The organism is Rhodococcus sp. 105337 (assembly GCF_012844225.1).
GTDB lineage: Bacteria > Actinomycetota > Actinomycetes > Mycobacteriales > Mycobacteriaceae > Rhodococcus.
In genome coordinates this window covers 41,905-55,081 of record NZ_JABAGQ010000016.1, presented here as the reverse complement: position 1 = coordinate 55,081, position 13,177 = coordinate 41,905, and the positions used below count along the sequence as shown (strand labels likewise).

17 protein-coding genes are annotated in these 13,177 nt (G+C 68.3%); 8 read left to right on the top strand and 9 right to left on the bottom strand.

The genetic code is table 11. The features are described from left to right. Positions 1–3 precede the first annotated feature (3 nt). The 3 genes from ispF to HF886_RS19815 are packed head-to-tail and all read right to left on the bottom strand — an operon-like array spanning position 4 to position 1,718. Positions 4–480 carry a 2-C-methyl-D-erythritol 2,4-cyclodiphosphate synthase gene (ispF, locus tag HF886_RS19825; RefSeq protein ID WP_169622773.1) on the bottom strand — a complete coding sequence of 159 codons (477 nt, stop codon included), beginning with the start codon at positions 478–480 and terminating at the stop codon, positions 4–6. Between the two features lie 6 nt (positions 481–486). Next, positions 487–1,194 carry a 2-C-methyl-D-erythritol 4-phosphate cytidylyltransferase gene (gene ispD, locus HF886_RS19820; protein ID WP_169653259.1) on the bottom strand — a complete coding sequence of 236 codons (708 nt, stop codon included), beginning with the start codon at positions 1,192–1,194 and terminating at the stop codon, positions 487–489. Between the two features lie 35 nt (positions 1,195–1,229). Beyond that, on the bottom strand, positions 1,230–1,718 hold the full coding sequence (locus HF886_RS19815; RefSeq protein ID WP_072702544.1) for a CarD family transcriptional regulator: 489 nt from the start codon (positions 1,716–1,718) through the stop codon (positions 1,230–1,232). Positions 1,719–1,993: 275 nt separating this feature from the next. Here HF886_RS19815 and HF886_RS19810 point away from each other — a divergent pair, with 275 nt between their 5' ends. From HF886_RS19810 to dinB, 3 genes are all read left to right on the top strand, one after another. Beyond that, positions 1,994–2,608, top strand: coding sequence for a hypothetical protein (locus tag HF886_RS19810; protein WP_169622775.1), 615 nt, complete (start codon positions 1,994–1,996; stop codon positions 2,606–2,608). 83 nt (positions 2,609–2,691) lie between these two features. Beyond that, positions 2,692–4,083: a DNA repair protein RadA gene (gene radA / locus HF886_RS19805; RefSeq protein WP_169622776.1), complete on the top strand. Its 1,392-nt coding sequence runs from the start codon at positions 2,692–2,694 to the stop codon at positions 4,081–4,083. Positions 4,084–4,117: 34 nt separating this feature from the next. Continuing rightward, positions 4,118–5,389 (top strand): DNA polymerase IV, encoded by a 1,272-nt coding sequence (dinB, locus tag HF886_RS19800; RefSeq protein ID WP_169622777.1) that lies wholly within the window; start codon positions 4,118–4,120, stop codon positions 5,387–5,389. 23 nt (positions 5,390–5,412) lie between these two features. Here the strand turns inward: dinB and HF886_RS19795 are convergent, their stop codons facing one another. Continuing rightward, a complete protein-coding gene (locus HF886_RS19795; protein WP_169653258.1) occupies positions 5,413–5,976 on the bottom strand; it encodes a PaaI family thioesterase in 564 nt (187 codons plus the stop codon). Positions 5,977–6,074: 98 nt separating this feature from the next. On the opposite strand from HF886_RS19795, the gene disA reads away from it, so the two are divergent. Further along, positions 6,075–7,157, top strand: a complete 1,083-nt coding sequence (gene disA, locus HF886_RS19790) for a DNA integrity scanning diadenylate cyclase DisA (RefSeq protein ID WP_169622779.1) — start codon at positions 6,075–6,077, stop codon at positions 7,155–7,157. A 9-nt stretch (positions 7,158–7,166) separates the two neighbouring features. On the opposite strand, the gene HF886_RS19785 is transcribed toward disA, so the two are convergent. Beyond that, complete coding sequence (locus HF886_RS19785) at positions 7,167–7,901, bottom strand: hypothetical protein (RefSeq protein ID WP_169622780.1); 735 nt, start codon at positions 7,899–7,901, stop codon at positions 7,167–7,169. A gap of 57 nt (positions 7,902–7,958) precedes the next feature. Next, positions 7,959–8,585 (bottom strand): carbonic anhydrase, encoded by a 627-nt coding sequence (locus HF886_RS19780; RefSeq protein ID WP_169622781.1) that lies wholly within the window; start codon positions 8,583–8,585, stop codon positions 7,959–7,961. Between the two features lie 93 nt (positions 8,586–8,678). On the opposite strand from HF886_RS19780, the gene HF886_RS19775 reads away from it, so the two are divergent. Then, entirely contained in the window at positions 8,679–9,560 is an 882-nt protein-coding gene (locus HF886_RS19775) for an A/G-specific adenine glycosylase (protein WP_169622782.1), read from the top strand. 31 nt (positions 9,561–9,591) lie between these two features. Here HF886_RS19775 and HF886_RS19770 read toward each other — a convergent pair whose 3' ends face one another. Next, positions 9,592–10,332 carry an alpha/beta hydrolase gene (locus HF886_RS19770; protein WP_169622783.1) on the bottom strand — a complete coding sequence of 247 codons (741 nt, stop codon included), beginning with the start codon at positions 10,330–10,332 and terminating at the stop codon, positions 9,592–9,594. Positions 10,333–10,365: 33 nt separating this feature from the next. Between HF886_RS19770 and HF886_RS19765 the strand changes: the two genes are divergently transcribed. Both HF886_RS19765 and HF886_RS19760 read left to right on the top strand, forming a co-directional pair. Beyond that, on the top strand, positions 10,366–10,671 hold the full coding sequence (locus HF886_RS19765) for an antibiotic biosynthesis monooxygenase (protein WP_072702568.1): 306 nt from the start codon (positions 10,366–10,368) through the stop codon (positions 10,669–10,671). Next, the gene (locus tag HF886_RS19760) at positions 10,671–11,183 is read left to right on the top strand and encodes a DUF1990 domain-containing protein (RefSeq protein ID WP_169622784.1); all 513 of its coding nucleotides are present in this window, start codon (positions 10,671–10,673) and stop codon (positions 11,181–11,183) included. The genes HF886_RS19765 and HF886_RS19760 overlap by 1 nt, the downstream gene beginning before the upstream one ends. Here HF886_RS19760 and HF886_RS19755 read toward each other — a convergent pair. Both HF886_RS19755 and HF886_RS19750 read right to left on the bottom strand, forming a co-directional pair. Continuing rightward, a complete protein-coding gene (locus tag HF886_RS19755; RefSeq protein ID WP_169653257.1) occupies positions 11,159–11,854 on the bottom strand; it encodes a DsbA family oxidoreductase in 696 nt (231 codons plus the stop codon). The genes HF886_RS19760 and HF886_RS19755 overlap by 25 nt on opposite strands. A gap of 36 nt (positions 11,855–11,890) precedes the next feature. Further along, a complete protein-coding gene (locus HF886_RS19750; RefSeq protein WP_169622786.1) occupies positions 11,891–12,331 on the bottom strand; it encodes an OsmC family peroxiredoxin in 441 nt (146 codons plus the stop codon). 166 nt (positions 12,332–12,497) lie between these two features. Here HF886_RS19750 and HF886_RS19745 point away from each other — a divergent pair, with 166 nt between their 5' ends. Next, positions 12,498–13,103, top strand: coding sequence for a TIGR03086 family metal-binding protein (locus HF886_RS19745; RefSeq protein WP_169653256.1), 606 nt, complete (start codon positions 12,498–12,500; stop codon positions 13,101–13,103). Positions 13,104–13,177: the final 74 nt, after the last annotated feature.

The window sequence follows — 13,177 nt, the reverse complement described above, 5'->3', positions numbered from 1 at the left end:
ATCCTACCGGTCGTCGCTCTGCTGCAGGACGAGCGCGGTGGCGATCGCCGCCACACCCTCGCCTCGTCCGGTCAATCCCAGACCGTCCGTGGTCGTCGCAGACACCGACACGGGAGCGCCCAGGACGTCGGACAGCACGCGCTGCGCCTCGTCGCGTCGCGGCCCGATCTTCGGACGGTTACCCACCACCTGGACCGCCGCGTTGCCGATCGTCCATCCCGCCTCCGTCAGGAGCCTGCGCACCTCGGCGAGCATGGCCGCGCCCGATGCGCCCGCCATCTCCGGACGGTCGGTACCGAAGACTGTTCCCAGGTCGCCGAGACCGGCCGCGGACAGCAGCGCGTCGCACAGGGCGTGCGCGGCGACGTCACCGTCCGAGTGGCCCGAGCATCCGTCGGCGTCCTCGAACAGCAGTCCGGCCATCCAGCACGGCCGACCCGCCTCGACGGGATGCACGTCCGTTCCGATTCCGACACGCACGACGGTTCAGCGCTCCTCTGCGGTTCGAACCCCGGCCGTGAGCAGTGCTCGCGCAAGGACCAGGTCCAAGGGGGTAGTGATCTTGAAGGCGAGTGGATCGCCCGCGACGGTGTCGACTCGTTCCCCGAGCCGCTCGACGAGTCCGGCGTCGTCGGTGGCATCACCGACGTCGGTGTTCGCGCGGGCAAGGAGTGCGACGTCGAAACCCTGCGGTGTCTGTACCGCGCGCAGGGTCGCGCGGTCGGGTGTTCCGGTGACAGCGCCTTCGGCATCGACGCTCTTGATGGTGTCCGTGACGGGGAGCACCGGTATCACCGCGTCGCTTCCGCGTCGCAGTTCCGCCACCACCCGCGTGAACATCTCGGGCGGGGTGAGTACCCGGGCCGCATCGTGCACGAGCACGAACCGCGCGTCGCCCGCGCAGGCGAGTCCGGCACGCACCGAATCGGCGCGTTCGGCACCTCCTGCGACGACGAGCACCCGTTCCGAAAACGGGGGCCGTACCAGTTCGGCCGGCGGGGTCGCGGCAAGTTCCGGCGGCACGACGACAACCACGCGGTCGACCTCGCCGGAGTCGAGCATCGCTTCGACCGCTCGATCGAGCATGGTCCGGCCATCCAGTTCGACGAACGCCTTGGGCAGTTCTTCGCCCAGACGAACGCCGCGGCCGGCCGCCGGAATGATTCCGACGACCGGCCCGTTGCGATCGTTCACTTGCTGTGTTCGGGGTTCTTCACGCGGCTCGCCACTCAGGACGCGGCTGCGAGAACCTCGTCGAGCATGCTCGCGGCGCGGACATCGTCCGTGCCCTCCGCGAGAGCGAGCTCGCCCACCAGGATCTGACGAGCCTTGGCCAGCATTCGCTTCTCACCTGCGGAAAGGCCGCGGTCCTGCTCCCGGCGCCACAGGTCGCGGACAACTTCCGCGACCTTGTTGACGTCGCCGGAGGCCAACTTCTCGAGGTTGGCCTTGTACCGCCGCGACCAGTTGGTCGGCTCTTCGGTGTGCGGCGCGCGCAACACCTGAAAAACCTTGTCGAGGCCCTCTTGTCCAACAACGTCGCGCACTCCGACGTACTCTGCGTTATCTGCAGGAACTCGCACTGTGAGGTCGCCCTGCGCGACTTTCAGAACCAGATATTCCTTCTGCTCACCCTTGATGGTGCGCGTTTCGATAGCTTCGATCAGCGCCGCACCGTGGTGGGGGTATACGACGGTGTCTCCGACCTTGAAAATCATGTGTCCCGTGCCCCTTTCGATTCACCGAGTTTAACACGTGACTACCCCGTCCTCCCATCAACGGTGCAGGTCAGGGGCATCGATACGTGAGCGCAGGGGTTGACAGGCAGTCGGTTCCGTGCTTTATGTGACGTGTGTCACCCTTAGGGAGTGGGCATGTCCGGGCTTTCGGGGGCGACACCAAAAGTTACGAGTTCCGGCCCCGCCGTACACAGGTCGCTCGCTGACTACTACTCTGCCTAGTGGATTGCGAGCCTTACTCGATGGAGGAACCCGTGACTGCTCTCAAAGCGCCGACTCGGCGAGTCGTGACCGCCCTCGCCCTGGCGGCCGGAGCGACGCTCACGCTGTCGGCGTGCGGTGCCGGCCAGATCAGCCAGACCGCCATTCAGGTCGCGGCGATCAACGGCAACAACGCCGAGGTCGGATCGATCGCGCTGCGCAATGTGCACGTGATCTACCCGAACTCCGAGGAGTACAGCATCGAACCGGGTGGCACCGCACTGCTCGGTTTCACGGTGGTGAACCTCGATACCTACACCCCGGACGTCCTCACCGACATCTCCACCGAGTTCGCGTCGTCCGTGAATGCGGAAGAGATCGAGATCGCGCCCCAGTCGTCGGTGATCGCCGGTGAGTCCACCGAGACCGCCCGCCTCGACGAGTCGCCGCAGCCGGCGCAGACGCAGGAGACCCCGCCCGACGCGCCGAGCATCGCGACCGTCGAACTGGTCGGCCTGAACGAACTCGTCCGTCCGGGACTGACGGTTCCGGTGACCTTCTCCTTCGCCGAGGCCGGTGACATCACCGTCTCCGTGCCGATCGACGCAGGACCGATCACCCCGCGCGACGAGTCCGACATGTCGCCGATTGTCGGCGAGGCACACTAGCCGCACCCAGACTCCGAAAAGACCCCGGTCGAGCACTGCCGACCGGGGTCTTTTCTGTCGGGGCGGGCCACTATCCTCCGGCAGTGGTCAAAACCAAGTCGCTCTACCGCTGTTCCGACTGCGCGCACACCGTCGGGAAATGGGTCGGCCGATGCCCGGAATGCGGAACATGGGGGTCGATGGACGAGGCCCTTCCGCAACCCACGGCCGTCGCTGCGCGTGCCGGGACCACCCTCGCCCGCGCCGGCGCTGCCGCGGTGCTGCCGTCCACCCCGGCCACCCCGCTGTCCCGGATCGACGGAAAAGCCACCTACGCGAAGTCCACGGGTGTCGACGAACTCGACCGCGTCCTCGGCGGCGGAATAGTTCCCGGTTCGGTCGTGCTGCTCGCGGGAGAACCCGGCGTCGGCAAGTCGACGCTGCTCCTGGAAGTGGTCCATCGGTGGGCCCAGCGCGGCAGCGACGAGCGCGCGCTCTACGTCACCGGCGAGGAATCGGCGGGGCAGGTACGGCTGCGCGCCGACCGGACCGGGGCGGTGCACGACCGCGTGTACCTCGCGGCCGAGTCCGACCTCGCCACAATCTTCGGGCACGTCGAGCAGGTACGCCCCACGCTGCTGGTCGTCGACTCGGTACAGACGATGCTCGCCGCCGACGTCGACGGTGTCACCGGCGGCGTCACGCAGGTGCGCGCGGTGACGAGTGCCCTCACCACACTCGCCAAGTCCAGCGGTGTGCCCGTGCTCCTGATCGGCCACGTCACGAAGGACGGCGCCGTCGCCGGTCCCAGGTCCCTCGAGCACCTCGTCGACGTGGTGCTGCACTTCGAAGGCGACAAGCACTCGACGCTCCGAATGGTGCGCGGAGTGAAGAACCGATTCGGCGCCGCCGACGAAGTGGGCTGTTTCGAACTCACCGAGAGCGGCATCGTCGGCGTCAGCGATCCGTCCGGCCTGTTCCTCCAGCACCGCGACGAAGCGGTACCGGGCACAGCGGTCACCGTCACCATGGACGGGAAGCGGCCGCTGCTCGGCGAGGTGCAGGCGCTCGTGGTGCCCACCCACAACCCGTCGCCACGCCGCGCCGTGAGCGGGCTCGACTCGGCCCGGGTGGCGATGGTGCTTGCCGTGCTGGAGCGTCGCTGCGGGCTGGGCAAGCTCGGCAACTGCGACGTCTATGCCTCGACGGTGGGCGGCATGCGGATCACCGATCCGTCCGCCGACCTCGCGCTGGCTCTCGCGGTCGCGTCGGCCGTCCGGGATCAACCGGTGCCCGCCGGCACCGTGCTGCTCGGAGAAGTCGGCCTGGCAGGTGAAGTGCGCCGCGTCGCCGGCGCGGGTCGCCGGCTCGCCGAGGCGAACCGGCTGGGATTCACCCGCGGAGTGGTCCCGCGCGGCGTCGAAGGTGTCCCGAAGGGGATGAAAGCCACCGAGGTGACGAACGTGGGACAGGCATTGTCGACGCTGTCGCGCTGAGAACGGCGATCCTGTCGGGCGTCCGTGCGAACATATGTTCGTGTCCGGTGAAGCCACGATCCTCCATGCCGATCTCGACGCGTTCTACGCGTCGGTCGAGCAGCGCGACGATCCGTGGCTGAGGGGGAAACCGATCGTCGTCGGTGGCGGCGTGGTGCTGGCCGCCAGTTACGAGGCGAAGGCCTACGGCATCAAGACCGCGATGTCGGGACGCGCCGCGCGAGCGCTGTGCCCCGGGGTGATCTCCGTTCCGCCCCGCATGGAGGCGTACGCCCGGGCGTCGCGCGATGTGTTCGCGGTGTTCGACGACACGACCCCGATCGTCGAGGGCATCTCGATCGACGAGGCGTTCCTCGACGTGTCGGGGGTACGCCGCATCTCGGGTGAGCCCCTCGAGATCGCGGCGCGGTTGCGGCGCAGAGTGGCCGACGAGGTGGGGCTGCCCATCACCGTGGGCATCGCTCGGACGAAGTTTCTCGCCAAGGTTGCCAGCGGAGTCGCGAAACCCGACGGCCTGTTGCGTGTCCCGCCGGACGCCGAACTCGATTTCCTCCACCCGCTGCCGGTCGAACGACTCTGGGGCGTCGGGAAGGTCACCGCCGCGAAACTGCACGCCCACGGGCTCCGCAAGGTCGGCGACATCGCGCAGCACTCCGAATCCGACCTGGTGGCGCTCCTCGGCGCCGCAGCCGGGCGCCATCTGCACGCACTCGCCGTCGGTCACGATCCACGCCCTGTCCGGCATCGCGGACGCAGTTCGATGGGCGCGCAGCATGCCCTGGGCCGCGGGCCGCACAGCGACGAGTCCGTGGAGGCGACGCTGCAACTACTCGTCGACCGGGTGTGCCGCCGTATGAGGCGGGCACACCGTCTCGGCCGCACCGTGGTGTTGCGACTGCGGTTCGCCGACTACGCGCGGGCCACACGGTCGTACACGCTCGGCAGCCCGACCGCCCGCACCGACCTGATCGGCGACACCGCCCGCGAATTGCTCTCGGCAGCCCGACCGCTGATCGCCGAGCGAGGAGTAACCCTGGTGGGCATCGCCGTCACCAACCTCGACGGGGAAGGCACCGAGCAGCTCGAGTTGCCGTTCGATCAGGACGTACCGCCCGGCCCCCGACGCGAATGCCCGGTCTCCGGCGAGGAGCCGGGCCGCGTCACGCACTCACCGATCGACCGGCACGCGCTCGACTCCGTGCTCGACGACCTTCACGGAAGATTCGGCGCGGGTTCGGTCACGTCGGCGACACTGCTCGGCCGCGACCATCGCCCGGGCGTGCCGCTGCTACCCGATACGCAGTGACCGAGCACCGAGCCCGGCACGCATCAGACCGCGGAGATGTCCTGGTCGTTGCCGGGCAGTCCGTCGGCGAAATTCTTCCCCTTGGCGAAATGCTCGTGGCCCACGACGATGAACAACCCGTAGGACGACCCCACGATCACATCGGGATCTGCCAGCGGCCCCTCGACGATCCGGGCCTCCGAGCGCGTGTAGACCTTGCGGCGGACCGTGCCCTCCACCCGGGCCCGCAACTCGAGTACCGCACCGAGCGGGATGGGACGCGCGAAGTCGATGCCCAGATGGGCTGTGACCACAGCCGAGCGCAGTGCGGCGTTGCAGGCCATGCCCTGCGCCTCGTCGAACGCGGTCATCAGGATGCCGCCGTGGATGAAGCCCGGACCGCCCTGGTAGCGCTTGGCGACCTCGAACCGTCCGATCACCTCGAGTCCCTCCCCGGTGGTGAACTCCATTCCGAGGCCGGTGGGCTGATCGTCTCCGCATCCGAAGCACTTGGACCAGTGCTGAGGCACAGGAGCGCCCGGGCCGGGGTGGTCGGCCGGAGGCTCGGGAAGAACGACGTCGTCGGGCAAGGTCCAGGTACTGCTCATGAACAAGTAATGTAGTTGCGCGGTCACGGGAGCCTTTTTCTTCCCTCCCTGGAATGTGACCACGACCGCAGGATCCGGACACGGAAGGAATCTGCCACATGACCGAGTCGGCGCGGTCCGCGACGCTCAGCGACACCATCGCCCGACTCGCCCCCGGCACCGCCCTGCGCGACGGGCTCGAACGCATTCTGCGCGGCCGCACGGGCGGACTGATCGTTCTCGGTTTCGACGAGAAGGTCGCGGCGCTGTGCGACGGCGGCTTCGAACTGGACGTGGAATTCGCACCGACCCGGATGCGCGAGCTGTCGAAGATGGACGGCGCCGTCGTGGTCTCGACCGACGGCACCCGGATCGTCCGCGCCAACGTCCAGCTCGTTCCCGATCCGAGCATCCCCACCGTGGAGTCCGGTACCCGCCACCGGGCCGCGGAGCGCACAGCCATCGAAACCGGTTATCCCGTCGTGTCGGTGAGCCAGTCGATGAGCATCGTGAGTGTGTACGTCGCGGGACGCCGGCACGTGATCAACGACTCGGCGACGATACTTTCGCGCGCCAACCAGGCCGTCTCCACGCTCGAACGCTACAAGGCCCGGCTCGACGACGTCACCCGGCAGCTGTCGGTGGTGGAGATCGAAGACATCGTCACGCTGCGCGACGCGCTCACGGTGGCGCAGCGGCTCGAGATGATGCATCGCCTGTCGGTGGAGATCGAACAGGACGTGCTCGAACTCGGTACCGACGGCCGCCAATTGGCACTGCAGCTCGAAGAACTGGTCGGCGACAATCAATTGGCCCGGCAGCTCATCGTCCGCGACTATCTGTCGGGTGACGAGCCACCGTCGACGCGGGGTGTGGAGCAGGCACTCGATCGCCTCGCCGGCCTCAGCGACACGGACCTGCTGGACCTGACCACGCTCTCGAGAGCGTTCGGCTATCCCGACACCATCGAAGCGCTCGATGCGCCGATGAGTCCCCGCGGATACCGGGTGCTGCACCGCGTGCCGCGCCTGCAATCCCAGCAGATTCATCGGCTTGTCGCCGCATTCGGCACGTTGCAGGGTCTGCTCGCGGCCACCGCGGCGGATCTGCAGGCCGTCGACGGCATCGGCGCGCTCTGGGCGCGCTACATCCGGGAGGGACTGTCACGGCTGGCCGAATCGGCCATCAACCATTACGACTGACGCTGCGATTCAGGGCGTGATGTTGAACGGCTCCGGCGTACTGCGGAGCCCGCCGAGTTGACCGACCACCGTGTACGCACCCGGACCGACGGGCTCGCGCGGCGACGCGCACCCCGGCTCGGACGTCGACGCGGACCACTTGACGGAGTAGGCCGCCTGATCTCCCGGTTGCAGAGTCCGCATGTCGGATGTGGGCTCGGGGAAGCAGTCGGTGTTGGACCACAGTCGCTCGTTGCCGTCGAGCGTGTACACGAGAACCTGCTGCAGTCCGGCCCCGAGGTCACGGTCGCATTGTGCGGTGCCGATGTTGGTGATGACGATCGTGAAACCGGGCTCGGTACCCGTCTGGTAGTTGGGCTCGTCGGCGGTGACACGCACCGCGAGCGACTGGTCGGGGCACTGGCCCGGCGGGACCGCCGCGGCGGTCGTCTCGGCTCCTGACTCCTCCGGCGAATCCGCCGTCGTCGTGCCGGACGTCGATCCGCCCGAGCCCGACGAGGTATCTCCTTCGCCGTCGGAACCGTCGCTCTGCGTGCTCGTCGTCTCTGCGGCACTCGACGAAGGCTCGGTGCTGGAGGTCAATGTGGACTGAGCTGCCGCGGGTTCCGGTTCGGTGTCGCCGCCGCCGGTCAGGGCGACGACGAGCCACACGACCAACGCCAGCACGACCACAGCGACGACGATCGCGAGCATGCGTCGTCGCCGATAGATCTCGGGGGGCAATGGGCCGGTGGGTTCAAGCACGCCTCACACGGTAAGTGCCAGCCCGGATGCGCTGCGGCATAGCGCTCGGCGTGTCGCTCAGTCGGCGGTCACACCGATGTCGCCGATGTGCCCCTGCAACTGGACGTGACCGTCGTCGAGCCGGTAGGTGACGCCGGCGATCGCGCATCGTCCGTCGGCAACCCGCTCGGCGATGATCCGTGACCGGTCGGTGAGAAGCCGCCCGGTTTCGACGACGTGCCGCACCTCGAGTTCGTCGACGGTGGACAATCCGTCCGCCCGGCCCATCAGGATCGACGGCGCGACCCGCTCGATGATGCTCCGAATGTGACCGCGGGGAACCTCACCCGTGTCGAGTGCTGTCAGCGTCGCGCCGACGGCACCGCAGCTGTCGTGCCCGAGCACGACGATGAGCGGCACCCCCAGGACCTCGACCGCGTACTCGATCGAGCCCAGCACGGAGCTGTCGATGACATGTCCGGCCGTCCGGACCACGAACATATCGCCGAGACCCTGGTCGAAGATGATCTCTGCGGCGACTCGGGAGTCGCCGCAACCGAACAACACCGCGGTGGGATGCTGACCGTTGACCAGTTCGGCCCGGCGATCGATCCCCTGGCTCGGATGCTGCGGAGTACCGGCGACGAATCGCTGATTACCCTCGGTCAGAGCTTTCCAGGCGGAGATCGGGTTTGAATTGGGCATAAGGGCATTATTCACCCGGGACCTTCGCGACCCTCACGCAGTGGTCCCACTGCGGTGCACAACGGTCCCGCATCCGGGACAGGAGGAGAAGAAATGCCTGTTGACGCCACTTCGCTGGCGCGTTGGTACGCCGCGGAAGCACGCGACCTGCCGTGGCGCCGCGACGGTGTGACGGGCTGGCAGATCCTCATGTCCGAGGTGATGCTGCAGCAGACCCCGGTCGTGCGCGTCGCGCCGATCTGGGAGGAGTGGGTACGGCGCTGGCCAGTGCCGTCGGCGATGGCCGCGTCGAGTCAGGCCGACGTCCTGCGTGCCTGGGGGAAACTCGGCTACCCCCGGCGCGCGTTGCGCCTGCACGAGTGCGCGGGGGTGCTCGCCGCGCAGCACGACGACCGCGTCCCCGAGGACGTCGACGTGCTCCTGACACTGCCCGGCGTCGGTGCCTACACGGCGCGTGCGGTCGCCTGCTTCGCCTACGGGCGGCGGGTGCCGGTGGTGGACACGAATGTTCGCCGCGTCGTCGCTCGCGCCGTGCACGGTCGCGCAGAGCCGGGAAACCCTTCCACCACGAGAGATCTCGCAGACGTCGAGGCTATGCTTCCGCGCACCCGTGCGAGGGCGGCGACGTTCTCCGCCGCACTGATGGAACTCGGCGCGACCATCTGCACCGCCCGGACACCGGACTGCGGACGGTGCCCCTTACCGGAATGCGCATGGGTGCAGGCCGGTCGGCCGGCCCACGACGGTCCCGCGAAACGCGTGCAGAAGTTCGCCGGGACCGACCGTCAGGTCCGGGGGCGTCTGATGGCCGTCCTCCGGGAGAGCACGGGACCTGTGGAACGGCCCGCGCTCGACAGTGTGTGGCTCGACGACCCCGGGCAGCGCGACCGGGCGCTGCACTCGCTCCTCGTCGACGGACTGGTCGAGCAGACCGACGACGGCCTGTTCGCTCTTGCCGGCGAAGCGGGTCGCTGATCTCGTCCTGCCGTAGTGCGGTCCGCGGCTTTCAGGGCAGGCCGGTCAGGAATTCTTCGACGACCGCGCGGTACTCCCCGGGCCGATCGTCGTGCACGAGATGCCCGGCACCCTCGATGCGGACGTAGCCGGTTCCCGGGCGGCGCTTCGCCATTTCCCGCATCTGCCCCGGCGGAGTGATCGTGAACTCGCCCTCGATCAGCAGAGCGGGGACGGTCGAGGCCGTCCACTCGTCCCAGAAGTGCCTCCGGCCCCACTCCTCGGAGATGTCACGGAATGTCGAGACGTCGCCGTGCAGGTACCAGCCGTCCGCGCGACGGCTGAACGAGTCGAGGAAATAGCGTCCGGCGACCGGACCGAAGAAGTCGAGCACCGCGTCGTCGGTGGGGAAAGGCTGTGGCCACTGCCCCACCATCGCCGCCCAGTTCTCGGCGGTCCGGCCACGGAAATCGGGTGCCATGTCTTCGAGGACGAGCGCGGCGACCAGGCCCGGGTGCGCCGCTGCGAGGCACCACGCGTGCAGCGCACCCATCGAATGCCCGATCACGACGAACGGTTCGGTGTTCTCGTCGAAGTGGGCAGCCAGGTCGGCAACGAACGCGTCGGTGCCGAGGTTCGCGGGCGCCGCGCGGCCGTGACCCGCCGCGTCGAACGAATACACGTGGCCGTGCTCCCGGAGCCACGGCACCTGGCGACGCCACGTACGCGCGCTTCCCATGAGACCGTGCAACAACAGGATCGGCCGTCCGCTACCACCTTCGTCATGCAACACAGTGGCCCAAGGTAGCGGAGTAATGTCGCGACCATGGCAGTCGTGAAGATCAACGCAATCGAAATCCCCGAAGGTGCCGGACCCGAACTGGAGAAGCGGTTCGCCAATCGCGCGCACACCGTCGAGAATTCGCCCGGGTTCCTGGGCTTCCAGTTGCTGCGCCCCACCGCGGGTGAAAACAGGTATTTCGTGGTCACCCAATGGGAAACCGAAGAGGACTTCGCCGCATGGCGGGACGGCGGCGCGCGGGCCGCTCACGCCGGTGAGGCGAAGAACCCGGTCGCGTCCGGCGCGTCGCTCCTGGAATTCGAAGTCGTCCTCGACGTCAAGAAGTCCTGATGACCGCGCCCGGGAATTCCGGGCGCGAGTTGACGTATCGGGAGGTGGGCGCGTCGCACGGCGCGCTCCCCGCCGGATACCGCCACGCGGCCGTGGAGCGTGAACTGGGCAACGGCGCCGCCACATTCGACGTCGCCGTTGCCCGTCTGTTCGCGTGGGACATGCACCGCGCCGCCGGAATCCGTGTCGCCCCCAGCACCCCTGCGCCGGCGGTCGGCGTCGACGTGCAACTGCTGTTCGGCATCGGGCCGGTGCGGTTTCCCGCGTGGTGCCGCGTGATCGACGTCGTCGATACGCCGCGGCGACGGGGATTCACCTACGGCACTCTGACCGGTCACCCCGTGAGCGGGGAAGAGAGCTTCCTCGTCGAACACACCACCGACGGCCGGGTCGTGGGCCGGGTGGTGGCATTCTCACGCCCCGGGCGCTGGTACACGCGGCTCGCCGGTCCGGCAGTCCCGCTTCTGCAGACGCTGGGTGTTCGCCGCTACCTGGCGTCCCTCACAGACTGATCTTCCTCGCTGTCGACGTCCTCGATCGCACGCTGCAGCAAGGCGAGAAACACGTCCTCGGGCTGTGCACCCGAGACCGCGACAGCGCGGTTGGCGACGAAGAACGGAACACCTGTGACGCCGAGCTGACGCGCCGCGAGCAGATCCGCACGTACCGCGTCCGCTGCGGCGTCGGATTCGAGTGCGGCGCGAACGAGATCCGCGTCCAGTCCGGCCGACGCGGCGATGCGCACCAATGTCTCGCGATCGTCCACGACGTCGCCCTCGACGAAATGCGCATGGAACAACGCCTCGACAAGGTCTTCACCGCGTGCGCCGGCGAGGTGCACGAGACGGTGCGCGTCGAACGTATTGGCCGCGATCACCGTGTCGAAGTCGATCTCGACACCGACTTCGGCTGCGGCGCCCGAGACTTGCGAGAACATCTGCCGGACCTGCTCGAGCGGCATGCCCTTCATCTCCGCGAGGGCTTCGGCTTCGGGCTTGCGCCTCCCCACCGGAGTCTCCGGTGCGAGCTGGTAGGAACGCCACGTGACCTCGACACGGTCGCGGTGCTCGAATTCGTCGAGCGCCGCGGCGAACCGGCGTTTGCCGATGTAGCACCAGGGACACGCAATATCCGACCAGACTTCGATGTGGGCGGTGGGGAGGGCAATCCGGGGAGTCGTCACGACTCGTCCAACACGCGCGCCCGGAGCGCTGTTCCCTCAGGACTCGAGGGCAGCGTCCAGGGAGATTTCCACGCCCGTCAGCGCCTTGCTCACCGGGCAACTCGCCTTGGCGTCCTGCGCTGCCTTCATGAAGCCGTCGGCGTCCAGTCCGTCGACTTCACCGCGCACCTTCAGCGTGATGCCCGTGAGCCGGAACCCACCGGCCGGATCCGGCCCGAGCGATACGTCGGCGCCGACGTCGAGACTTTGCGGGGTTCCTCCCGCTTCCGCGATCAACGCGGAGAGTTGCATCGCGTAGCAGGCGGAGTGCGCCGCGGCGATCAGTTCCTCGGGGCTGGTGGTGCCGTCGGCGTTCTCCGCCGATCGCTTCGGGAACGAGACATCGAACGTGCCGCGGCCCGAACTCGTGAGTTCGACCTGCCCGGCTCCGTTCTGCAGGTCGCCGTTCCAAGCAGTTCGCGCGGTCCGTGTGGGCATCCTGAATCCTTCCTGTGGGGTACGGGGGTCTCGGGATGCGTACCCGAGCCCGTCCGAAACCACACTCGCAGTCTTTCCCGCGCCCCGGGCGGAACGAGGTCTCGATACCGCATCGCTCGCCCGATTCGGGACCGGGTCCGGCGCCGTGACGACGGATCCTGTCTGCATGACCACTGCCCAGCATGATCCTCGTCCACTGTTTCGCAGCGCTCTGGAGTGGGCGGGTGACTTGTTCGCGGGTGTCCGCCCGGAACAGATGACCGACCCCACGCCCTGCCCCGAATTCGATGTCCGGACACTCCTCGGGCATCTCGCCTCGACTGTCGATCGTGGCCGAGTCATCGGCATGGGTGGCGACGTCCACTCGGTCCCCGAGGTCCTCTCGTCATCAGACGACGCATGGCCCGGCACGCTGGATGCCGTCACCACGCGGTACTGGGAGGTGTGGGACGACGACGCTCTCCTCGACAGGCCCGTCACCGCCCCGTGGGGCACCTTTCCCGGGCGGGCCGCCGTGCTGGTCTCCCTCAACGAGGTACTCGTGCACGGCTGGGATCTGGCCGTCTCCACGGGCCAGGATCCGGAGGCGGACCCGGCACTGGCCCGCGCTGCTCACGAGATCATGGAGCGTGCCCTGCCTGCCTCTCCCCGCGGTGGGGAGGTGCCGTTCGGTCCCGTCGTCGACTCGACTCCGGATGCCGGCCCGACCGAGCGACTCGCCAACTGGTGCGGCCGCGTGACCGCCCCGTGGATGCGACCGGGCGACGCCTGACGGCCGCTACCCCGTCGACGCCGAGGGGCGGTACCCGTACGGGTACCGCCCCTCGGCGTGTCTATCGGAACCGC